Origin of the sequence: Glaciecola siphonariae, assembly GCF_042652645.1 — a bacterium.
In the GTDB taxonomy this organism is placed as follows: Bacteria; Pseudomonadota; Gammaproteobacteria; order Enterobacterales; family Alteromonadaceae; genus Glaciecola; species Glaciecola siphonariae.
Map to the genome: position 1 here is coordinate 773,284 of NZ_JBHSGU010000002.1, position 21,734 is coordinate 795,017.

General features: G+C 45.5%; 18 protein-coding genes. 10 read left to right on the plus strand and 8 right to left on the minus strand.

The genetic code is table 11. From position 1 onward, the window contains the following. The first annotated feature begins 74 nt into the window (after positions 1-74). The 4 genes from ACFO4O_RS04965 to ACFO4O_RS04980 are packed head-to-tail and all read left to right on the plus strand — an operon-like array spanning position 75 to position 5,475. Positions 75-1,682, plus strand: coding sequence for a carboxyl transferase domain-containing protein (locus ACFO4O_RS04965; protein ID WP_382406247.1), 1,608 nt, complete (start codon positions 75-77; stop codon positions 1,680-1,682). A 13-nt stretch (positions 1,683-1,695) separates the two neighbouring features. After that, a complete protein-coding gene (locus ACFO4O_RS04970; protein WP_382406248.1) occupies positions 1,696-2,502 on the plus strand; it encodes an enoyl-CoA hydratase/isomerase family protein in 807 nt (268 codons plus the stop codon). After that, the gene (locus ACFO4O_RS04975) at positions 2,492-4,567 is read left to right on the plus strand and encodes an acetyl/propionyl/methylcrotonyl-CoA carboxylase subunit alpha (RefSeq protein WP_382406249.1); all 2,076 of its coding nucleotides are present in this window, start codon (positions 2,492-2,494) and stop codon (positions 4,565-4,567) included. Before ACFO4O_RS04970 ends, ACFO4O_RS04975 begins: the two co-directional genes overlap by 11 nt. Further along, positions 4,567-5,475 (plus strand): hydroxymethylglutaryl-CoA lyase, encoded by a 909-nt coding sequence (locus ACFO4O_RS04980; protein WP_382406250.1) that lies wholly within the window; start codon positions 4,567-4,569, stop codon positions 5,473-5,475. The genes ACFO4O_RS04975 and ACFO4O_RS04980 overlap by 1 nt, the downstream gene beginning before the upstream one ends. 111 nt (positions 5,476-5,586) lie before the next feature. Here ACFO4O_RS04980 and ACFO4O_RS04985 read toward each other — a convergent pair whose 3' ends face one another. After that, positions 5,587-6,756, minus strand: a complete 1,170-nt coding sequence (locus tag ACFO4O_RS04985) for an MFS transporter (protein WP_382406251.1) — start codon at positions 6,754-6,756, stop codon at positions 5,587-5,589. A gap of 363 nt (positions 6,757-7,119) precedes the next feature. Here ACFO4O_RS04985 and ACFO4O_RS04990 point away from each other — a divergent pair, with 363 nt between their 5' ends. Both ACFO4O_RS04990 and glgC read left to right on the plus strand, forming a co-directional pair. Next, entirely contained in the window at positions 7,120-7,995 is an 876-nt protein-coding gene (locus ACFO4O_RS04990) for a mechanosensitive ion channel family protein (protein WP_382406252.1), read from the plus strand. Positions 7,996-8,126: 131 nt separating this feature from the next. Beyond that, entirely contained in the window at positions 8,127-9,380 is a 1,254-nt protein-coding gene (gene glgC, locus ACFO4O_RS04995; protein WP_382406253.1) for a glucose-1-phosphate adenylyltransferase, read from the plus strand. On the opposite strand, the gene ACFO4O_RS05000 is transcribed toward glgC, so the two are convergent. Continuing rightward, complete coding sequence (locus ACFO4O_RS05000; RefSeq protein ID WP_382406254.1) at positions 9,366-10,232, minus strand: alpha/beta fold hydrolase; 867 nt, start codon at positions 10,230-10,232, stop codon at positions 9,366-9,368. The two genes, glgC and ACFO4O_RS05000, sit on opposite strands and share 15 nt — an antisense overlap. A gap of 2 nt (positions 10,233-10,234) precedes the next feature. Further along, the gene (locus ACFO4O_RS05005) at positions 10,235-11,257 is read right to left on the minus strand and encodes a helix-turn-helix transcriptional regulator (protein WP_382406255.1); all 1,023 of its coding nucleotides are present in this window, start codon (positions 11,255-11,257) and stop codon (positions 10,235-10,237) included. Positions 11,258-11,390: 133 nt separating this feature from the next. Here ACFO4O_RS05005 and ACFO4O_RS05010 point away from each other — a divergent pair, with 133 nt between their 5' ends. Both ACFO4O_RS05010 and ACFO4O_RS05015 read left to right on the plus strand, forming a co-directional pair. Beyond that, a complete protein-coding gene (locus tag ACFO4O_RS05010) occupies positions 11,391-12,575 on the plus strand; it encodes an alkane 1-monooxygenase (protein ID WP_382406256.1) in 1,185 nt (394 codons plus the stop codon). 274 nt (positions 12,576-12,849) lie between these two features. Further along, positions 12,850-13,653 carry an acyl-CoA thioesterase gene (locus ACFO4O_RS05015; protein ID WP_382406257.1) on the plus strand — a complete coding sequence of 268 codons (804 nt, stop codon included), beginning with the start codon at positions 12,850-12,852 and terminating at the stop codon, positions 13,651-13,653. Between the two features lie 12 nt (positions 13,654-13,665). Here ACFO4O_RS05015 and ACFO4O_RS05020 read toward each other — a convergent pair whose 3' ends face one another. Next, the gene (locus tag ACFO4O_RS05020) at positions 13,666-14,559 is read right to left on the minus strand and encodes an HDOD domain-containing protein (protein ID WP_382406258.1); all 894 of its coding nucleotides are present in this window, start codon (positions 14,557-14,559) and stop codon (positions 13,666-13,668) included. Next, the gene (locus tag ACFO4O_RS05025) at positions 14,556-15,623 is read right to left on the minus strand and encodes a 2-dehydropantoate 2-reductase (protein ID WP_382406259.1); all 1,068 of its coding nucleotides are present in this window, start codon (positions 15,621-15,623) and stop codon (positions 14,556-14,558) included. Before ACFO4O_RS05025 ends, ACFO4O_RS05020 begins: the two co-directional genes overlap by 4 nt. 159 nt (positions 15,624-15,782) lie before the next feature. Between ACFO4O_RS05025 and ACFO4O_RS05030 the strand changes: the two genes are divergently transcribed. Beyond that, positions 15,783-17,078 carry a glycosyltransferase gene (locus ACFO4O_RS05030; RefSeq protein WP_382406260.1) on the plus strand — a complete coding sequence of 432 codons (1,296 nt, stop codon included), beginning with the start codon at positions 15,783-15,785 and terminating at the stop codon, positions 17,076-17,078. Here ACFO4O_RS05030 and ACFO4O_RS05035 read toward each other — a convergent pair. Then, on the minus strand, positions 17,075-18,739 hold the full coding sequence (locus ACFO4O_RS05035) for an aminotransferase class V-fold PLP-dependent enzyme (protein WP_382406261.1): 1,665 nt from the start codon (positions 18,737-18,739) through the stop codon (positions 17,075-17,077). The two genes, ACFO4O_RS05030 and ACFO4O_RS05035, sit on opposite strands and share 4 nt — an antisense overlap. A gap of 194 nt (positions 18,740-18,933) precedes the next feature. On the opposite strand from ACFO4O_RS05035, the gene ACFO4O_RS05040 reads away from it, so the two are divergent. Then, positions 18,934-19,584, plus strand: a complete 651-nt coding sequence (locus tag ACFO4O_RS05040; protein WP_382406262.1) for an energy-coupling factor ABC transporter permease — start codon at positions 18,934-18,936, stop codon at positions 19,582-19,584. 198 nt (positions 19,585-19,782) lie between these two features. On the opposite strand, the gene ACFO4O_RS05045 is transcribed toward ACFO4O_RS05040, so the two are convergent. Continuing rightward, positions 19,783-20,352, minus strand: coding sequence for a phosphoribosyltransferase (locus tag ACFO4O_RS05045; protein ID WP_382406263.1), 570 nt, complete (start codon positions 20,350-20,352; stop codon positions 19,783-19,785). Positions 20,353-20,403: 51 nt separating this feature from the next. Further along, positions 20,404-21,630 (minus strand): lipoprotein-releasing ABC transporter permease subunit, encoded by a 1,227-nt coding sequence (locus ACFO4O_RS05050; protein WP_382406264.1) that lies wholly within the window; start codon positions 21,628-21,630, stop codon positions 20,404-20,406. Positions 21,631-21,734 lie beyond the last annotated feature (104 nt).

Genomic DNA, 21,734 nt, shown 5'->3' on the forward strand with positions numbered 1-21,734 from the left:
GAAGCGCCTTACGTAAGCATCGGCGTTTTGGTGTGTTGGATATCATAGAAGCTACTCAATAATACGGAGTCTTTGTGCCGGTAATTAAGACAACAGTTAATTCAAACAGCGAAGCATTTGCGCTCAATGAAGCCCACATGCAGGCGCAAGTCGACGATTTGCACGCTTTAGTGCAAAACATCATGCTTGGCGGCGGAGAAAAAAGCCGCGAGCGTCACACTTCGCGTGGCAAACTGCTCCCGCGCGACCGCATAGAAACCTTGCTCGACCCCAATACCGCATTTTTAGAAATTGGTCAGCTTGCCGCTCATGAAGTATATGATGACTATGTGCCTTGTGCGGGTGTGGTCGCGGGTATCGGTCAGGTAGCCGGCACCTTGTGCATGATAGTGGCTAACGACGCCACGGTAAAAGGCGGAACTTACTACCCACTTACCGTTAAAAAGCACTTGAGAGCGCAAACAATCGCCGAGCAAAATCATTTGCCCTGTATTTATTTGGTTGATTCTGGCGGCGCTAATCTCCCCCGCCAAGAAGAGGTCTTTCCTGATAAGGAACACTTTGGCCGTATTTTCTTTAATCAGGCCAATATGTCGGCGCAAAATATACCGCAAATCGCCGTTGTGATGGGATCATGCACCGCAGGCGGTGCTTACGTGCCGGCAATGGCAGACGAGTCGATTATTGTAAAAGAACAGGGCACAATATTTTTGGGCGGTCCACCTTTAGTGCAAGCTGCGACTGGCGAAATCGTCAGCGCTGAAGAGCTTGGCGGCGGTGACGTGCACTGCCGCACCTCTGGTGTGGTTGACCATTTAGCAAATAACGACGCTCACGCCCTACAGATTGCAAAAGACGCTGTGAGCCGCTTAAACAGACCGAGCACTTCCACCGTAGTGCGCCAAGCAAGCAAAGCCCCTTTGTATGACGAACAAGAGATATACGGAATCATCCCAAAAGATACCAAGCAGCCCTATGACGTGCGAGAAGTCATTGCGCGCATTGTAGATGGTAGCGAGTTTGATGAATTTAAAAAGCTCTACGGCGAGACACTGGTGTGTGGATTTGCGCATATTGACGGGTACCCTGTGGGAATTTTGGCGAACAACGGTATATTGTTTTCAGAATCCGCACAAAAAGGGGCACACTTTATTGAGCTGTGCTGTCAGCGCAAAATACCGCTGGTTTTTCTGCAAAACATCACCGGGTTTATGGTGGGCAAACAATATGAGGCCGGCGGCATCGCCAAGCACGGGGCTAAAATGGTGACTGCTGTGGCCTGTGCAAAAGTACCCAAGATCACAATTTTGATTGGCGGGAGTTTTGGTGCAGGTAATTATGGTATGTGCGGGCGTGCTTACGACCCACGTTTCTTGTTTATGTGGCCCAATGCTCGTATTTCAGTAATGGGCGGCGAACAAGCGGCGGGAGTGCTCACGCAAGTGAAAAAATCGCAAGCCGAGCGCTCAGGCAAGGCGTTTACCGCTGAGCAAGAAAATGCGATTAAGCAACCCGTCATTGAAACCTACGAAAAACAGGGGCACCCCTACTTTGCTTCAGCCAGACTATGGGATGACGGCGTGATTGACCCTGCCGACACCCGAAAAGTCATTGCCTTATCACTAGCGGCAGCCTTAAACAAACCCATTGAAGACACGCAGTTTGGCGTGTTTAGAATGTAATTGAGGGCCTTTTATGTCTAATGTTACCCAACACGTAGAGCTCGATATCGACGAGCAAGGCGTGGCTCGCGTCAGTTTAAATCGTCCAGAGGTGCATAACGCCTTTGACGAAACCGTGATTCAATCTCTTCTCGATATCTTTGCCAGCATTAACAAAAATCCAGACGTGCGCGTGATGATTTTACAGGCACGCGGGAAGTCATTCAGTGCGGGAGCCGATTTAAACTGGATGAAAAAAATGGCGACCTACTCCTTTGAGGAAAACAAAAAGGATGCAGGCCAATTGGCGCAAATGCTTAACGCTTTATACACCCTGAACAAGCCCACCATTGCCAGAGTGCAGGGAGCGGCGTTTGGCGGTGCAGTAGGCTTAGTCGCTTGTTGCGACATCGCCATCGGTTCAAAGTTAAGTAAATTTTGTTTAAGTGAAGTAAAACTTGGTCTCGTCCCTGCTACCATTTCACCTTATGTAATTGGCGCGATAGGCCTTCGCGAAGCAAAGCGTTTATTCATGACCGCCGAGGTTATTTCGTCGCGTCGAGCAAGACGTTTAGGACTGTTAAGTGAATCGGTAAGTGAGCAAGATTTAGACAGTACCATTGAGACCATCGTCAACGCCATTTTGAAAAATGGACCTTATGCGGTCAGGCAGGCGAAGGAACTTGCAAGTGCAGTGGCTAACCGCCCTATTGATAATGCATTAATGAATGAAACCAGCGAAGTCATTGCAAATATCAGAGTGTCTGCTGAGGGACAAGAAGGTCTTAGCGCTTTTTTAGATAAACGTAAACCTACGTGGATAGTGAATAATGATAAATAAAATATTAATCGCCAACCGAGGCGAGATAGCATGCCGGGTGATTCGCACCGCCAAGCGCCTCGGGCTATCAACGGTAGCGGTTTATTCGCAGGTTGACGCAAATGCACAGCACGTACAAATGGCTGATGAAGCTGTTTTGCTTGGTCCTGCTCAAGCGACATTGAGCTATTTGAAAGCCGACGTGATTTTAGATATTGCGCGCAATTTGAATGTAGATGCCATTCATCCGGGCTACGGTTTTTTGTCAGAAAACGCCGATTTTTCTCAAGCCTGTAAAGACAATGACATTGTATTTATTGGACCAGGACCCGATGCTATTCGTGCAATGGGATCTAAATCTGCGGCCAAAACCATTATGGAAAAGGCCAATGTGCCATTAGTGCCCGGATACCACGGCGATAATCAAGACCCTGATTTCTTGCATGAGCAAGCCAAGAAAATGGGCTATCCAGTATTGCTCAAAGCCGCGGCTGGCGGCGGCGGAAAAGGAATGCGTCAGGTCTGGGAGGACGCTGATTTTTATGCTGCATTAGAGGCTGCAAAACGCGAAGCACAAGCAGGCTTTGGCGATCAGCACATGTTAATTGAAAAATACCTGACACAACCTCGTCATGTAGAAATTCAAGTCTTCTGTGATAATCAGGGTAACGGCGTTTACTTATTTGAGCGCGACTGCAGTGTCCAAAGACGCCATCAAAAAATCATAGAAGAGGCCCCTGCTCCGAATATGCCGACAGACATACGTCATAAGATGGGTGAGGCAGCACTCAAGGCAGCCAAAGCCATTGGCTACTCGGGCGCTGGCACTGTTGAGTTTTTGCTAGACTCGGACGGTCGCTTTTATTTTATGGAGATGAATACCCGTTTGCAGGTTGAACATCCTGTGACCGAAATGGTGACAGGTGAAGATTTAGTTGAGTGGCAAATTCATGTTGCTAACGATATGCCCCTGCCGAAAAGCCAAGATGAGCTCAGCTTAAACGGGCATGCCCTAGAAGCTCGCATCTACGCAGAAGACCCAGACAATGACTTTTTGCCGCAAACGGGCTTGTTAAGCTATTTACAGCCGCCACAAGGTGATGGCATTAGAGTCGATACCGGCGTAGAACAAGGCGATGAAGTATCGATTTATTACGACCCTATGATTGCAAAGCTCATCGTACACGGTAAAGACCGTCAGCAGGCGCTGGCAAAGCTTGTGAGTGCACTACACAGCTATCATATTGTAGGTGTGAATACGAATATCGAGTACTTATTGAGAGTCGCCCAGAGCGAGGCTTTTGTACTGGCAAATTTGACCACCGATTTTGTTGAACGCCACAGCGAAGCGCTTGAGGCCGATAACGATCCCCTTGAAACGCACATCCAGGCCCTTATTGGCTTTATGGCATTGCAATCCAAATTAGCGCATCGTGATACATCAAACGCAGCCATGCAAAGCACTGCCTTTTCTGACTTCAGCGGATTTCGCTTGAATCATCACGAAAAGCAAGCCATCAGTTTTGCTCACAGAGATACTCAATATTCGCTGAGCGCCATGCGAGTCGATGCTAACACCTGGTCAATGCAGGTAGATGATGAATCACTCTTGTGTACAGGACTTATTCACTCAAGCTCGCTTAATCCTGTGGGGGATGCTGCAACAGTCCTAAAAGCCAGTGTGCAAGTCGGTATATTGCAAATGCAAGTAAGCGCAGTTTTGAGTGATAGCGGTAAGAATATCAATATCTACACCCACGACCAACGCTTTGATATACAGCTAGCGCAATCAGATTTTGGCGATGACGAGCATGCTTCATCGGCTGGCGGTATTTTAGCGCCAATGAATGGCACGCTAGTAGGCATGTTGGTAAAACCTGGGGACAAAGTCAGTAAAGGAGATGCTGTCGCCATTGTTGAAGCTATGAAAATGGAACACGCGCTAAAAGCCCCTTTTGATGCGCGTGTCAAAGCGTGTTTCTTTGCAGCGGGCGAGCGCGTAGACGGCGGCGTGGTGTTATTAGAGCTTGAAAAAGACAGCCACGACGAAGGTCATGGCAAAGGTCATCGCGAAGGAAATCACTAATGAGCTTTCACCTAGATACCCCTTCAAAAGTCAGTATCGTTGAGGTAGGCCCTCGCGATGGTCTACAAAATGAGAAGACACCGCTGACCGTTCAAGATAAGGTGACCTTAATTGATGCCTTGTCGAACACTGGATTGCGGCGAATAGAAGCGGGCAGCTTTGTTTCGCCAAAGTGGGTGCCGCAAATGGCCAACTCTGATGCTGTGCTGACGAGCATCGCCCGCCAACAAGGTATTAGTTATAGCGCGCTCACTCCCAACATGCGCGGATTAACTGACGCCCTTGCAGCAAAAGCTGATGAGGTAGCGGTATTTGGTGCAGCCTCCGAATCGTTTTCACAAAAGAACATTAACTGCTCTATCGAACAAAGTATCGAACGTTTTATCCCCGTTATTGACGCTGCCAAAGCGGCTTCTGTGCCGGTGAGGGCCTACATATCATGTGTTTTAGGATGCCCATATGAAGGTGAGGTATCACCACAGGCTGTGCTTGATGTGAGTAAGACCCTGCTTTCTTTAGGCTGTTATGAAGTATCGTTAGGCGATACGATTGGCGTGGGCACACCGAAAAAGACATCCGCCCTACTTTCATTGTTGCTCAGTCAACTGCCAGCAAACAAGCTAGCCTTGCACATGCATGATACTTATGGGCAGGCCCTTGCGAATGTATTGATAGGATTGCAGCATGGGATTGCTAGCTTTGATGCGTCAGTTGCTGGTCTCGGTGGCTGCCCTTACGCCAAAGGCGCTTCAGGTAACCTAGCCAGCGAAGATTTACTTTATATGCTTGAAAATATGGACATTGACACCGGCATCGATTTACAAAAATTGATTAAAGTAGGTCACCATATCAGCGTTAAACTCGACAGACAAAACGGGGCGAAAGCCGGTCGAGCCCTGTTGGCGTGATGTTTCTGCTCTGAGCACAGCACTCAGAGCAAAGGCTCACTTTCAAACGTCAATTATAAAAACATCAAAAGCGGTTTACACCCACTACACGATTAAATGGTCGCTGCGGCCTTATTTTTCCGCCTTTAAAAACAAAGAACCCAGTAGACCTAACGTGAGCCCTATGAGCATTAGGCTCAAACTTAAGTCTCTAGAGTAAGCGTTAATGGCTGCATAGATACCGCCTAAAAGCATGATACACGCCCCTACCACGGTATTAGACGTCGCAATAAATTCTGTTCTGTGTTGTTCGTCGGCAATGTCGACACCGTATATTTTACGTCCGGTGCGCACGCCTTGATGCCCTATTCCTAAAATAAAAAACAAGCCCACGACAAACCAAATGCTGCTGGCTAAATTTGGGTAATAATGAGGCAGCACTAAAAGAGTAAAGGTCGCAGCTATGGCGACCGCACTGCCAGCTCGCATGCAGGCCAATGCGCTTTTGTCTGATAAACTGCCCCATAAGTACGATGAAAAGAAGTTTGCCAAGCCTTGAGCTATAATCAAATACGCTAAGATATTGATCATGTCGCCATCGTAGGTGAGCACAAATAGTGGTGCCAGCAGCGCCGTATGGGCGAACAAAGAGCGTACGGTGACAAATTTGGCCAAGGTACTATCAAAATACAGACCTTTGCTAACCGCTCGTGCTTGAGTGTCGACCTCAGTTTTCAAAGGTCGCATTAACCACATACAAATAAGTTTACTGCCCAGCGCAATGGCCGCAATAACAATTAATTTATCGCTGCCAATACGGCCTGAACCAATTAGCGCAAGCACAGCAATAGAGATGCTGATTAAACTCGAAACTGTTGATGCACTGCCTAGCAAGCGCCCTCTGCTACCTTTATCAACATGTTGTCCTTGAATATCCTTTGTTGTCAGCGACGATAGCGCACGAGACAGGCTCATCAATACCAACGACGCTAAAATGACATAACCGGCCGCATGCCCATCGAGCGTTAATCCCAAACCAATCATCAAGCAACCAGACACAAATTGTAGAAACATACTCAACTGCCATGCTAAGTCTCGGTGAGGATATTTGCGCATAACATAAGCAAATGCCATTTGCGGCAATAGCGCGCCTGACTCGCGTATGGGCACGAGGAGCTGTGCCATCCAAGGCGGCGCGCCAGCACTGCTTAGTAAGGTAGGCAAGGTGGTTTTAGCCGAAAGCAGTAAGTCGCTTAGCTTATTGCCTACCAATATTATCCCTAGACGTGTTTCTGTTTTCATAGATGTGATTTCATAGTTGTGTTGTCAAAGGTACTTTAATTGCTCTTTTTCATGGGTATGTTTTTGCATCAATCGCCTTGTTTAGCTAAAACTTTTCATGCTCGTTGTGTATCAAATCCGGTGTTTTCACGTTAGGATCGTTACCGTATTGTCGTTAGCGATGTTTCGTTAGCCATATATTATCGCCATATCGGCCATTTAACTGGTAGTCAATTCGTCGATTTAACACTTGATTTGTCAATGTATTACTTGCTAGCGTAACTCAAAAGAATTAGACAATATTAGCGCTAAGCATTTAATTTAAAAGTGTTTTTTATTGCGTTACTCATTTATTAGAACGTTCGCGGGCAAAAAAGGATCGATATGATCGTCTTTGAAGAATATTTAGCCGACCCAACAATCGGCAAAGGCGTGATCAGTATTGCGCTGATCATCATCGTAGCACTCATTAAATCGGTTCTCGGCCGCAGCATAATAAAGCGCAGCAAAAAGAAAAAGACTGGCTATCGCTCCAAAGTAAATACCATGCGCAATACCCTTAATATTAGCCTGGTGTTTATCCTTATTGTTCTATGGGCCGGCGAAATTCAGGCTTTCACCTTTTCTATAGCGGCCTTTATGGTAGCTATCGTATTTGCCACCAAAGAGTATTTACAGTGTTACCTTGGGTATTTTTATTACGTAAGCGCCCGCCCTTTTCGTATTGGTGACTGGATACAAATTAACGAGGGCGTTGGCGAAGTTATTGCTGCAGATTGGACTAAAATCACAATGTTGGAGGTTGACCAACACACCAATAGCTATACTGGAAAACACTTATTTATTCCAAATCACCAAATACTGCTTAAACCTGTGCGCAATCTCAATTTCTTGCGACGTTACACGCTCAGTAGTTTTACCATTACCTGTGAACCTACAATTGATGTATTTCCGGTAGTTGAAGAATTACGCAACCATGCTTTGGATTTCTGCAAAGACTTTATTGATGTTGCAGAAAGATATAAAGGCGTAATTGAGAAGCGCTTAGACGTAGAGTTCATCCCTATCGAACCTCACTTTTCGGTTGATACCAATCAGTTTGCTAAAATTTGCATTGGCGTAGACATATTTTGCCCAATAGAAGAAAGTATTCCATTAAGACAAAAGATTACTCAGCAGTTTTTTAAACTTTGGCATGAGAAAGTCGGAGAAACGCCCTCTATAGAGCGCAGAAGAACTGCAAACATAGAGTCAGATTAATACTATTTGTTAGTTTGATTAAATGGGCACTGCCTGATTAAATTGTAAATACTTTGTTACTTTTTGCTGGATTTACAGGTAATCTGTAACTACGTAAAGAAGTATTCCAATTATCAGACAAAGGAAGAAACATGTCTCGAATTAACAATCGTTATATCAGTAACTTAACACGCGACACCTACGCGCTAGTGTTAGCAGGAGGTCGCGGCTCACGATTGTATGAGCTCACAAACTGGCGGGCTAAGCCGGCGCTTTATTTTGGCGGCAAGTTCCGCATCATCGACTTCCCTTTGTCTAACTGCGTAAATTCGGGCATCCGTAATGTGGGTGTTTTAACGCAATATAAATCACACTCCCTCATTCGCCACTTAGTTCGAGGATGGGGACATTTCAAAAAAGAATTGGGCGAGTCAATAGAGGTACTGCCAGCATCACAGCGGTTTTCAGAGGATTGGTATCAGGGCACTGCCGATGCGGTTTACCAAAACATTGACATTATTCGAGACGAACTGCCTAAGTATGTCATGATTTTGTCTGGCGACCATATTTACCAAATGGACTATGGGCCAATGCTTGCCCAACACGTTGAATCAGGCGCACAAATGACCGTAAGCTGTATTTCGGTGCCCATTGAGCAAGCACGCAATGCCTTTGGCGTAATCTCAGTAGACGACCAAAACAAAGTCTGCGATTTTATTGAAAAACCAGCAGAGCCTACGCCGCTAAAAAATGAGCCATCTCACTGTTTAGCCTCCATGGGCAATTACGTTTTTGATACCGAGTTTTTATTTGAGCAGCTCGAAAAAGACGGCGCTAATCCAGATTCAGATCATGACTTTGGCAAAGATATTATTCCCAGCATCATAGATAACTATAAAGTGTTTGCCTTTGATTTTAGAAAAAGTGCCAAAAACGACGCTTACTGGCGCGATGTTGGAACACTCGACAGCTATTGGGATGCAAACATGGAGTTGGTTGCTCCCATACCTGAGCTGAACCTATACGATAAAAACTGGCCTATCTGGACCTATCAAGAACAATTACCGCCCGCCAAATTTGTATGGGAACAAGAGGATCGCCGCGGCGAGGCACTTAATTCAGTGGTATCAGGAGGATGCATAATATCAGGGGCGACGCTAAGACGTACCATATGTTTTTCTAACGTACGGGTAAAATCATATAGCTTAATGGAAGAAACCGTCGCGCTACCGGGCGTAGAAGTCGGGCAAAACTGCCATATCCGTAAAGCCATATTAGACCGCGGTTGCCATGTCCCTGATAACATGCAAATTGGAATTAATCATGATGACGACCGTGCAAGAGGATTCAGAGTATCTCCGGGCGGGGTTGTTTTGGTGACCAGAGAAATGTTACAAGCCCTGTAGATGCCATGCCTGCAGCTCGTTTATCACGGCCTCTGCTACAAGCTTAGGGTGCTCTAAAGGAAACATATGACCTCCGGTGTGAAGCTCTAGATGTTTTACACCGGGGTTATGTTTTAAAAAAGGCTTCCTTAAACGCTCAGTGCATACATCAGTATAACGGGCGGTAATGAGCGTGGCCGGGCACTGCAGTTGACCAAAATAATCATGAAGATTATGCGGTAGCGTCCTAAATATCTGCGCTTCGATGTCACGTTTAAACATTAAATGTCTGTAGTCTCCCTTAACGGCTGTGACACTGTTGATATAGTCGAGCACGCAGCGCTCATCCATATTTTTAAACAAGGCCCGTGCTTTGAAATAGGCGAGCAAATCATCATCCTTATGCCATGACTGTTTTCTCATTTGTGTTTTTGCCGCTGGTGTGACCTTATTGATAAGCCGATTACTCTTTGCAAACCGGAAAATATGACGTGCAAAACCGGTGGCAAGCGGTGGGTCTAACATAAGCAGTCCGCTGAATAGGTCTGGGCGCTTACAACAGGCAATATAAGAAATTACCGCACCAAAGGAATGGCCTAGCGCCACAACTTTCTCGCTCTGCTTGTTGTGCTCAACAAAATCAATCAGCTCATCTACCTGATGCACCCAATTGTCGACCAGTGGATACTGCGGATTGTGGGCAAATTTATCTAGGGCAAAGACCTGAAGATGCTTCTCTAAATACTTGAATAACTGTTGATAGCTGCCGGCAGGAAAACCGTTAGCATGCGCGAAATGCGCCTCGGGCAAATGGGCGTTTAAGCTTTCAGTGTGCTCCACAGCACAAATCTTTGGCGTACGAGCTTCCCTCATATTCACATGCCCCCTGCTGCGTGTTTGTCAAGGTATTCGGAGGGCGTTAGCTGATACCACCGCTTAAATGCTCGTCTAAAATTAGCGGTATCTGAATAGCCAAGCAACATCGCAGTCTTACTCACCGAGTAGCCGTAGGCAAGCAAATATTCCCGTGCTTTTTTTGCCTGATATTGCTCTAATAACTCTTTGAAGCTAGTGCCCTCTCGCGAGAGCTCTCTGTGCAAGGTGCGCGCACTCATATGTAACTCACTGGCGACTGATTGCAAGGTGGGCAACTCCCCTTCTTTGCTTACCACACATTGCCTTACGCGACCGGCCACGCTCATGTGTTCACTTAGCTTGCGCTTTTCAAGATCGCACATAATTTTGGCTTGCTCAAAACTCATAGGGTCCACGTCTTTGAGCACAAAGTCAGCCCATTTCATATCAAAGGCGAGCCCACAAAAGCCATGGTTAAACTCAATTTGAGCGGGCGCAAACATTTGATATTTACTGTGATACTGAGGTTTATCAAAGTCAAAAAATAAGCGATTAATATTGATATCCGGATGTCTTTGTTTTAGTGCAAGAAATAGATTTAACATGGCCAAACTGACCACTTCAATCACAAAACGATGCATCGCGCCCTGCCAATGTACGTCGTTGGCGAGGATCACAATCTCATCGTTTTCCTCATAGGCGGATATTTCGATAAAGGGAATGCGCGTAATCAAATACGCTTGCACAAAATCAACAATTTGACGAATGCTCGAGCAATTAAGTATGCCAAGCCCAAAAGCCCCATGATGCGCGATCTGCAGACGCTGGCCTACGAGTAAGCCCAAGTGTTGCAACTCGGTTTTCATCAGCACCGTATGAATCAATGCATCGAATTGGGCAGTACTGATATTTGCACCCGGCTGCATAAGTTTTGCTTTATCCAAACGATGCTCAGCAAGCCACTTATCGAGCGGGACTGCATGGTCATTAAGCACGTTAAATAAATGCCCAAAATAAAATACTGGAAGCTCTTTTATTGTCATTATCGCCGTCTTTATTTGTATCATTGATATCAAATTACTGCTGTACACTAAGTTAAAAAATACAAATTGGCAACAAATGACCCCTTATTGTCATTTTTTGCACTCACTGCTTGATTAAGGAGGTGGCATTCTGATGCCATCAAAACAAGGAGTTGCAGTGATGTTCCATTACATAAAATTTTTCCATTATTTTCTCACCATCTTAATCGGGTGCGTGTGTTTGTTGTTTGGTGGTCATTTTATTTGGCTAGGTTTTTTACTTTTTGTTGGTATCTACGTTCTAGGTGATGCGTTTTTAGGGGATGACTTGTCTACGCCAGAACTTATTCACACTGGCTTACTCAATGCCCTACTCTATAGTGCTTTGCCCATCGCGATATTCATGCTCGCCATTGCAATGTGGCTAGTCACGCCCTACCAATGGGCGTTTATGGACAGTTTATCGGCGATGATAGGCTATGATTTTGTGGCAGCGAAACAAAATACTACCCTATGGCAACTGCTGGTCGCGGTGTTCTTTTGCGGATTTTTATTAAGCGGGGCGGCTACCGTGGTTGGACACGAACTAGTGCATCGTCTTCGCAGCAAAGTAGCTGTGTGTACAGGTCGCTGGTTGATGTCTTTGAGCTTTGACGCAAACTTCTCTATTGAGCATGTTTATAATCACCATGCAAAAGTGGCTACCGAAGAAGATCCGGTAACCGCGCCGCGTGGCAGAAATGTGTATTCACATGTTATTCGCGCCGTTGTGGGTACCAACATGTCGGCATGGAAAATTGAACAGAAGCGTTTAGCCCGAAAAGAACAATCAGTTTTTAGTTTGCACAACCGCTATTTACGTGGCTGGCTCATGACGTTATGCTGTTTGCTGGTTGCCTTTGCGCTTGCTAGTTGGCAAGGAGCGCTTTTCTTTACCGCCATTGGAATAATGGCAAAGCTCATCTTAGAAGTGGTCAACTACATGGAGCACTACGGTTTGGTGAGACACCCTCGCCAGCCGGTTAAACCTAAGCATTCATGGAATTCAAACCGCAAAATTAGCTGTTGGGCGATGTTTAACTTGCCGCGTCATAGCCATCATCATGCTCAAGGTGCGGTTCCTTTTGAAAAGCTACAGCCCATGGAAGATGCGCCTGTCATGATTAGTGGCTATATCTCTACCATTGGTGTGGTGCTTATTCCGCCGCTGTGGTTTAAATTGATGGAGCCTAAACTAGCGCATTGGGATGCTCATTTTGCAAACGATGAAGAGCGCGAAATACTTCGTCAGCAGGCAAGAAAACAGCCGACTAACTTTATTCAATCCCTGCTATATTAATTAACCTCAGCTCTGGTTAATTAGTTCAGCAACACGCTGCGCAGGCTATCTCTAGCCTGCGCTTCATTTTTCCGTAACAGCTTTCCGTATCAGCTATCCACATCAGCAGTTGCCGCTTAACGCTCAGCTCTAGCTTAGCTCTGTTCTAACTTGCTTCTAAACATCTAAGCCCTACAGTACGCTTATATCAAGCATCCCATACGATGAACCGCTTGCACTTAGCGCCCGTATCCTATTAAATGTAACTACTCCGACCACTTGCATTAGGAACAACATGGATTTTGACGCATTAATTGAGCAGGCTGCCACACAAAGGCAACAGCCCGAGGTTGAATTCACCATACCCAAAGACTGGTCGCAGGGTCGCACTGTATTTGGGGGCCTATCTGCTGCCATGCTTTATGCAGCAACAAAAGAATATGTAGAAGCTGCTCGTGAATTACGCTCAATGACGACTAACTTTGTGGGGCCACTTGCTGCACAAGCCCCGTTTAGCATACACGTAGAAATTATTCGCGAAGGAAAGAACGTTTCTCAACTTCAGGCTAGAGCAATACAAGATGGTAAGAACTGCGTTGTGACTCAGTTTTGCTTTGCAAAGGGAAGGCAATCCAAAACTTTTGTAGAAAATACCGATTCACACAATATGGCGTTGCCTACAAAAGCCAAGTTTATCCCTCAAATACCAAAAGTGACCCCTAAATTTTTACGCCATTATGAGCTTTCCATCGAATCTGGCGGCATGCCGTTTACCGGCAAAAAAAGCAGCCACTATTACGGCTGGATGCGCTTTAAAAAAGCGCCTAAACAGATTACACAAGCGCATGTCATCAGCATGTTAGACACTTGGCCCCCTACCCTTATCCAGCAGTTGCGCTGGCCTGCGCCGGCAAGTACTGTGAGTTGGAATTTGGAGTTTATTTATCCGCACAAAGCGGTATCGCCAAGCGATTGGTTTGCTTATAAAGAAGATACGCGCCAGGCAGCTGATGGCTATGGTCATACCGAGGCGAGTGTTTGGGACATACACGGTCAGCTCATCGCGTTATCACGACAAACCATTGCGGTGTTTGATTGAGCAAAAAGGCAGCTAAGCTGCCTGAGACTGGCTCTTATTAAAAAGCTTCATGGTATCATCGCATTCTTGTGCCACAACATCACGTAGTTCAACAAGTTGCTCTGCCGATATATCTAAACTCTGATACAAAAAGGCTGGGACATGTGTATCTAGGCTGTAATAGTCGGGGTAGGTCATCACCAGCGCTAGCTCATATGCTAACTGCATGATTTGCGACTCCATCGTTACCGACGGCGCATCATCGTGATGCTGCATGGCAATGGTAGAGACGATGGAATCCGGTAAGAGCCAGCGCTGCATTAAAGACGCAGAGATTTCAGCGAAGCTGAAACCAAGGATATCCTGCTGACTTTGCTTAGGTTTAACGCTCTGACCGAAGCGATTGCAATCTCTTACAATGCTAGGGTTAACACGCAGCACGGCAAGCTCGCCCACGTTGTGCAATAAACCACTGGTCACAACGCGGTGGACGTCTTTTTCACCGCATAGCTTGGCAATATGCTTGCCCATAAAGGCACTTGCCAGACTCTGCATCCAATACTTATCCACATTAATATAGCGACCTTGCTCTTTACTCAGTATGTTAGAAACGCTAAATACCAATGCATAGTCGTACACTGCTCGCACGCCAATCACTTGAATGGCGCGTTCAACCGTCTCTATTTTACGTGAAAATCGGTAAATTGAGCTGTTCGATAATTTTAGGATTTGTGCCGCGAGCCCTGGGTCGAGCATAACAATGCTAGCAATATCTTGAACACTCGCCTTTCCAGAATCTGACATACGCTTAATTTGCGATGCCGTTTCAGGAATAGCAAACAGTTCAGCAGCTTTTTGTGAGTATTCAATCGCATTCATAAAAGGCCTACTTGCTCCATTATCGACTACTGTGAGTGTGTGGTTCATGTATTGTTCTCTTGCTCAAATTGCAATAAGGCGGCTTTGAATTCTTTTGCAGTCAAGCGCTTAGAGCTTTGCGCTTGATGAATCAAAGAAACCATCCATTCGTTAGCAGGTGCAGTCATATCTAATTTTTTTGCCTGACTGACCACTTTCCCATTAATAAAGTCTATTTCAGTTGTTCTTTGATTATGCAAATCCCACCACATAGAGGTTTTTGCCTGCGGATCAATCGCTAGCATCTTTTTCGCTACTAGCTTAAACAACAGATTAGGCAGCTTTAATACGCTTGGTATCCATGTATTCGGCAAATTTGCAATTTTCGGTAGTTTTATTTTTTGTTTTTCAGTCACTTTGAGTAATTCGTTCATTAGCCGAGCAATAAAAAAACGATATTCACGTGTCTCTAGCATCGCCTTGACTGGAATATCGGCCAAGGCATTGACAGCGTTACCCAAATTAAGCTGGAGCTTGGCCCACTGCAAATCAGTCATGTGATAGCTTATATCAACAGGAAGCATCTCAGTGTTCATCTGCCTTGATAGCCATTTAATTGAATCATTCAGTGCAGGTGATACCTCTAAAATCATAGAACCCTCAGTACCGCGATGAAATACGCCTGGTTCATCATTAACAACGTTAAAAGGCACCATTGCCCGTATGACGTGATTATGTGGAAATGCATTTTCGATGACGTGATGGGTGCCCACACCATTTTGACAACAAATAATAATCGTATTTTTAGTCACCAACTCCCGCATATCGGCCGCGGCACTCTCTAGTGCGGTGCATTTTACGCAAAGCCACAAAATATCGACGGCCTCTACTTTGGCGAGCTCATCGAGCAAAAAGCCCTGACCTTGCCCATCAAGCTCACAGCGATTACCGCTGTAGTCTGATAGTGTAAACCTTGCGCTTATCTGCGAGATAAAATGCTTTCGACCCACAAACGATACCCGTTGCTGCGCCCTGATCAATGCGCCACCTAAGTAACTTCCTATAAGCCCAGTCCCAAAAATCAAATGATGTGCATGATTATTGGCTTTGACCTGTGCTATCTTTGCGCTCATAAATGGGGTCCAAATGCTATACGTAGATTTCACATAGATATTTAACGTAGATGTTTAACGTAGATGTTTAACGTAGATGCTAAACGTCATTAATCAACGTCGATTGATAATGTCGTGATGTAAGAGCCACGCCTAAGTTCTAAGACACAAGCGAGCAATATGCAAGTTATTGAGCAAAATAATCGGTCTGTACTGTTCATCGGCTTTGTTTGGCCCGAACAAACTGCAACAGCAGCCAGCCAAAACATATTGAGCTATGTACGCGCGCTGAAACATGCTGGATTTACCGTTCATTTTGCCTGTGCGGCACAACGGTCTTTATTATCGACCCCACTCGAGGCACACGATATCGTGGCCCATCAAATTGCACTAAACTGCGATAGCTTCGACACCTTCGTACAAGATTTAGCGCCTGATATTGTGGTATTCGACCGTTTTTTGACCGAAGAACAGTTTGGCTGGCGAGTCATTAAGAGCGCGCCGGAGGCATTACGAGTTCTCGATTTGGAAGATTTACACTTCTTACGGCAGGGCCGCCATATGCTTTACAAGGCAATGGGTTATCAGCCTCGTCAGGCTCATTATTTAAATACAAACGCGATTTTTGAGCCCGGACATGAGCAATATGCTTACAATGCGCTTACTACCCGTGAACTCGCCTGTGTTTATCGCTGTGACTTAAATATAAGCTTGTCTGAGCCCGAGCGAGATATTTTAATCAAGCACTTTCATGTGCCCAGCGAAAATATTGCGCATGTTCCCTACCTGCTAAATGAAGATATCGCTGCATCAGCCATGAAAAACCCCTCGACTTCGTCAATGCCGCGCACTGATTTTGTGAGCATTGGCAATTTTCGACATGCGCCAAATATAGATGCAGTCAATGTGTTATTACAGCATATCTGGCCGAGCATATTTGCGCGCCTGCCTCGAGCAAAATGCCGGATATACGGTGCTTATCTTCCGCCCAAAATACAACAATTGCACCAGCCAAAGCGCGGCATTTATATCCACGGGCATATTCCTGATCATCTGCATATGCTGTCGAGTGCAAAAGTACTGCTGGCACCTATTCAATTTGGCGCAGGGGTTAAGGGTAAAATTGTGGACGCGCTTCGCTGCGCCTTGCCCAGCATCACTACATCCATAGGAGTTGAGGGAATTACCTACTCACAATGGCCAGGCGCTGTGGTAAACACGCGTGATGAATTTATTGAGGCCGCAATTAATACCTACAACTGCGAACAAGACTTTACCGCCCTAGCCCATGACATTCTGCACACTAACTTTATTGCTACGCAACCGCAGCAAAAGTTCGTCGAAGCCGTTGAGACTGCGCTAGACCATAAAGCTAAACGACGCATCGGTAATTTTATGCAGCAAATGCTGAGTCATCACACAGTACAAACACATCAATACATGAGCCAGTGGATACAGGCCAAAAACGCCGACTAAGTCAGTTGCCCTAAGCGTTCAGCAACGCGTGTCATCCCGTCTTTTCTGCCGCTGCTAAAATAATCAGACAAGCCTATGTCGTCCAAAAATTTCAGGTAATCACTTGCCTTAGATGCGCGCCCTTGTTGTTTGTCGCTCGCATATTTGTGCAGCATCAAGGTCAACAATCCACGCACTACTTTGGAATCGCCGTATGCCAACACGGCATTTGTTTGCTGGTCTTTGGCTATCCATACACGCGCCTCACAGCCATGTACCTCGTTATTCTCATTGCGCTGGGGCTCTGAAAGCAACGGCAGTTGTTGACTTATTAGCAAAAGCTGACGATGTTTTTGTGGCCATCCTGATGCGCTTTTAATAGCAGTAGCCACAGAGTCTGCGTGGACTGTTTTAAGGTCACTCCTTGCGTCAATATACTGTTTATCTTCAATGCTATCTTCTGCGCTATCTGCCAGCGCCTCCTTAAGCGCGCTAACGAAAGTATCAACATCTTCGCGGTTGTTATAACAGCCTAACGACACGCGCAAACATGCTGAGATGCCCATGGATGACAAAAGCGGCATCGCGCAGTGCTGACCAAACCGAAGTGCAATGCCTTTTTGATAAAGCTTAAGGGCAAGGCTATGATTGTCTGCGTTTGGCGCATAAAAGCTCACAATACCAATGCTTGCAGACTCATTTCCAAGCATTGTAATCTCATGAATTGCCTGCATTTTATGACATAAATGCCGATATAGGGCTGCTTCCTGACGCTCGATGTCATGCAAATGTTGCGCTAAAAAATCACATGCTTGGGCTAGGCCTAGAGCGCCCATAATATTCGGTGTACCTGCTTCAAACTTTAAAGGTGGGGCAACAGCAGTGTAAGCCTCAAAGCTAACCGCTTGCACCATTTCTCCGCCCAGCTTACTAGGACGCAGCTTCTCAAGCATCACGGCTCGCCCCCAACAAACGCCAATACCCGTAGGACCATACATTTTGTGCCCACTGAACACGTAAAAATCACAATGCAGTGCAGCAACATCGGTCTTTATGTGGGCAACCGCCTGTGTACCGTCTATGACGCTGATTGCATTGTGCTCTTGCGCCTTTTTGCAAAGGCTTGCAACAGGATAAATATTACCCAACACATTAGATACATGCGCACATGCCAAAATGGCAACATCGTCGTTTATTTCATTAAGCCAATGAGCGTGCGTTTGCTCGTTAAACACACCGTTTTCGGCCAGTGGAAGCACCTTTATGTTAAGCGAAAAGGCCTCAGCAAGGGCTTGCCAAGGTAGGATGTTAGCGTGGTGCTCACTCTGGACAATAAGAATTGTGGAGCCATTAAGCATCGACTGGCTTAACCCCTTAGCAATCATATTGATGCTTTCGGTGGCACCACTGGTAAACACAATATCGTCACTATTAGCATTGATAAAACGAGCGAGGCTCTTTCTTGCCTCTTCATAACGCGCGGTAGCGGCGCTGGCGATCGTATATGCACTTCTGTGAACGCTAGCATATTGATGACGAGCAAAGGCATCAGTGTAATCTAAAGCCGCACTTAATTTTTGCGTGCTCGCCGCACTATCAAGGTAAGTGCACAAGTGCTGATTGTTGTTATCAAAAAAATCGAAACAACTTCTCAAGGACGGCGCGTTTTGTTTATCGGTCATGCTTTTGTCGGCCATGCTTTTTGTTGGTCAAGGCGTTACCTTTAAAATATCGCGCAAGTGTACTCGATTTCCATATACACCAGCAAACTATGAAGGTGTAAAGCTTATTAAAGGCGCGAAATAAATTAAAACTATGTTTGTTAAAAGTCATTTTGTTACACTTCTGGCTTGTTTGAAAATCAAACCACATTGAGGTGCACTTGACCGGCATACAAATAGGCAGTCTGCTGTTATTTTTGGGGGTTTTGGGTTTTATTTGCTCGAGAACCGATTTTACACAGCTGGCAAAAGATAAAGCATTTCAGCACCGTTTTTTCGGTGCTATTACCTGCGTATTTGTATTATGGCTGTTTAGAGTCAGTATTTACGACGGTTTAGTCATGCACTTTCTATGGCTTACCACGCTAACGTTAGTGCTAGGACTACGCTGGGCTATTTTAGGCGCTACCGTCGTACTCATCGGCAGCACCATTATTGGGCAAGAAAGCGCTAGCATGTTTGGCGTAAATGCGCTTCTTGGAGTCGTACTGCCCATCGGATTTACCTACCTTGTGTATATGTTGACCTTTCACAAAATATCTCGGAATTTGTTCATCTATATATTTTTATGTGCGTTTTTTCCTGGTGCCATTACGATGGTGCTAAAAATGCTCGCCATGAGCGGGTATTTTTACATTGAAGGCATGTATCCGTGGGACGTCATTGAATATAACTACACGCAAATGACCATTCTGATGATGTTTCCCGAAGCCTTCTTCAACGGCATGACAATCACTTGTTTAATCGTGTATAAGCCCGATTTGGTGTATACCTTTGAGGATAAGTTTTATATTGACGGAAAGTGATGACGTGAGGAGATAATGAGCTAATGACGTGAAAAACATCGCTAGTTGACATGTTAGAAAGCCGTACTAACGTGCCGCGATGCCTCAGCATCTCCGGTGCATTAGTATGTATAACCCCAGCTTTAGATAAGAAACAATGCTGAGGTTATGTATGTAATATGGGGCTCTTTGTGCAATAAACTCTACATGTAAAGCTATTTACTGTTTATCATCCAACAAGATATCAAAAATATCTGAAAGCTCGCCTTTACCCTCTCGTATTTCGTCGTCACTTAAGCCAGAAAGCTCGTGCGGAAATACTAGCCAGTCTGCGCTCTCATGCACAAAATAATCGGGGACAAGCTCCGTTTTATTGTTGCTAGGCTTAAACCAAGGGGTTGCAATGCGGATATCTTGAGGAGCATTTAGACGCATGAGCGCATGAACCTGATTGATGAGCGCTTCAACACTTCGCCCAGAATCAAATACGTCATCAACAATTAGGAGTTTATCGTTTGCGTTGGCATTCTCGATAAGATAGTGCAAGCCATGCACCTTAATCTCTTTCGATTGTTGATTAATACCGTAATACGACGAGGTACGAACTGCTATATGATCGGTTGGCGCATTTTTAAACTCAAAAAATTCCTGCACCGCAATGCCAATAGGGGCTCCGCCGCGCCAGATACCCACTATAAAGTCGGGACGAAATCCGTCCTTAAAGGCCATAGCTGCCACTCTAAACGAGTCTCTGAGAAGTTCTGCGCTGCTGATATATACTTTATTCACTGCTGTATGTGTACCTGTAATTGAGGACTGATTCTTTGGTAATTGTAGCGTTTATTCACTGCGCAGGCTATTCGCCGGACGAATAGATGCTGCTTTGAACGCTGGATAAAGCGATACAATGGCGCATAGGACCATGCTTGCACATGCAATAAATGCGATTTGTATCCACTGTATATCGATGGGTAGACCTTGACCATTTTCACCAAAGGCGAGGCCTGTATCGAAAAAGCTCAACACATTATTAAGTTGCCAGGCACATAGTAAACCGAGCGCCACGCCGCCGAGCGCGCCCTTTAATCCATTGATAACGCCGTTATATAAGAATATCTTCATTATATCGCTGCGCAATAGACCTTGCGTTTGCAAAATCGCGATATCAGAGCGTTTTTCCGCCACCACCATCACCAAAGCGGATATTACATTAAACGCAGCCACCGCAATCACCAACATTAACATCAATATCATCATATTTTTTTCCATTTTGACCGCGTCAAAAAGTGCGCCTTGACGCTCTCGCCATGTTCTAAAACTAAGGCCTTTTTCTTTTAACATCGCAGCCGTATCGGCATAAGCAAAAGCGTCGTTTAAATACAAGCGGGTATTGGCAATGTCGGCACTTTTTTGTCGAAGCAAACGCGCAGCATCGTCGATATGCATCAAAATGACTTTATTATCCATGTCTGAATTTACGTTAAACAAACCAGCTACCGTCACCATACGCTGCGACGGCACTCTGCCAAGAGGAGTATAAATACTCGCCTCTGTAGATATTACGCGTAACCTCTGGCCAACCCTCACATTGAGCTGAGAGGCTAAAATCTGGCTGATAATTACGTTGAAGGTGCCGGGGCGCAAGTCTTGATAATCGCCTCTCACCATGCGCTCAGCAATAATCGAATAAGGCGCGCTAGCTTGCGCATCTACCCCTTGTAGAATTAATCCCTTGAGTTGACTGCGCGATTGCACAATCACCTCTCTCTCAAGATACGGCACTGTAGATAAAACACCTCTTAATTTACCAGCCGTGTTGTTATGCTCACTCGATTGCAATGCGTCGTCGAAGGCTAACGGGCTTTGCGCCACTACAATATGAGGAAGGATGCCTAAAATACGATTTTTCAATTGGGCCTCAAGACCATTCATCACAGAAAGCACAATAATAAGCGCAGCGATGCCTAGTGTGATCCCAACCACTGAAAAACGATTAATAAAGGCGACAAAACTTCTGTTTGCCCCTGAGCGAGAATAGCGCCAAGCAATAAAGTGAGAAACCGACATAAATAATGATAAAATCCTGTAATTGCGCTAAGTTTACTACCAATTAACGCGCCATGTGTGACAAAATTGGCTTCGCAGTTTGTTACAACAATAATAAGACTGAG

What these genes read in the sequence shown, in the direction of transcription:
- ACFO4O_RS04990 (WP_382406252.1), top strand. Translation starts at nt 7,120, where the DNA reads ATGATCGTCTTTGAAGAATATTTAGCCGACCCAACAATCGGCAAAGGC.
- ACFO4O_RS04985 (WP_382406251.1), bottom strand. Translation starts at nt 6,756, where the DNA reads ATGAAAACAGAAACACGTCTAGGGATAATATTGGTAGGCAATAAGCTA.
- ACFO4O_RS05000 (WP_382406254.1), bottom strand. Translation starts at nt 10,232, where the DNA reads ATGAGGGAAGCTCGTACGCCAAAGATTTGTGCTGTGGAGCACACTGAA.
- ACFO4O_RS04970 (WP_382406248.1), top strand. Translation starts at nt 1,696, where the DNA reads ATGTCTAATGTTACCCAACACGTAGAGCTCGATATCGACGAGCAAGGC.
- ACFO4O_RS05020 (WP_382406258.1), bottom strand. Translation starts at nt 14,559, where the DNA reads ATGAACCACACACTCACAGTAGTCGATAATGGAGCAAGTAGGCCTTTT.
- ACFO4O_RS04980 (WP_382406250.1), top strand. Translation starts at nt 4,567, where the DNA reads ATGAGCTTTCACCTAGATACCCCTTCAAAAGTCAGTATCGTTGAGGTA.
- ACFO4O_RS05025 (WP_382406259.1), bottom strand. Translation starts at nt 15,623, where the DNA reads ATGAGCGCAAAGATAGCACAGGTCAAAGCCAATAATCATGCACATCAT.
- ACFO4O_RS05005 (WP_382406255.1), bottom strand. Translation starts at nt 11,257, where the DNA reads ATGACAATAAAAGAGCTTCCAGTATTTTATTTTGGGCATTTATTTAAC.
- ACFO4O_RS04975 (WP_382406249.1), top strand. Translation starts at nt 2,492, where the DNA reads ATGATAAATAAAATATTAATCGCCAACCGAGGCGAGATAGCATGCCGG.
- ACFO4O_RS05035 (WP_382406261.1), bottom strand. Translation starts at nt 18,739, where the DNA reads ATGACCGATAAACAAAACGCGCCGTCCTTGAGAAGTTGTTTCGATTTT.
- glgC (WP_382406253.1), top strand. Translation starts at nt 8,127, where the DNA reads ATGTCTCGAATTAACAATCGTTATATCAGTAACTTAACACGCGACACC.
- ACFO4O_RS05050 (WP_382406264.1), bottom strand. Translation starts at nt 21,630, where the DNA reads ATGTCGGTTTCTCACTTTATTGCTTGGCGCTATTCTCGCTCAGGGGCA.
- ACFO4O_RS05015 (WP_382406257.1), top strand. Translation starts at nt 12,850, where the DNA reads ATGGATTTTGACGCATTAATTGAGCAGGCTGCCACACAAAGGCAACAG.
- ACFO4O_RS05010 (WP_382406256.1), top strand. Translation starts at nt 11,391, where the DNA reads ATGCCATCAAAACAAGGAGTTGCAGTGATGTTCCATTACATAAAATTT.
- ACFO4O_RS05030 (WP_382406260.1), top strand. Translation starts at nt 15,783, where the DNA reads ATGCAAGTTATTGAGCAAAATAATCGGTCTGTACTGTTCATCGGCTTT.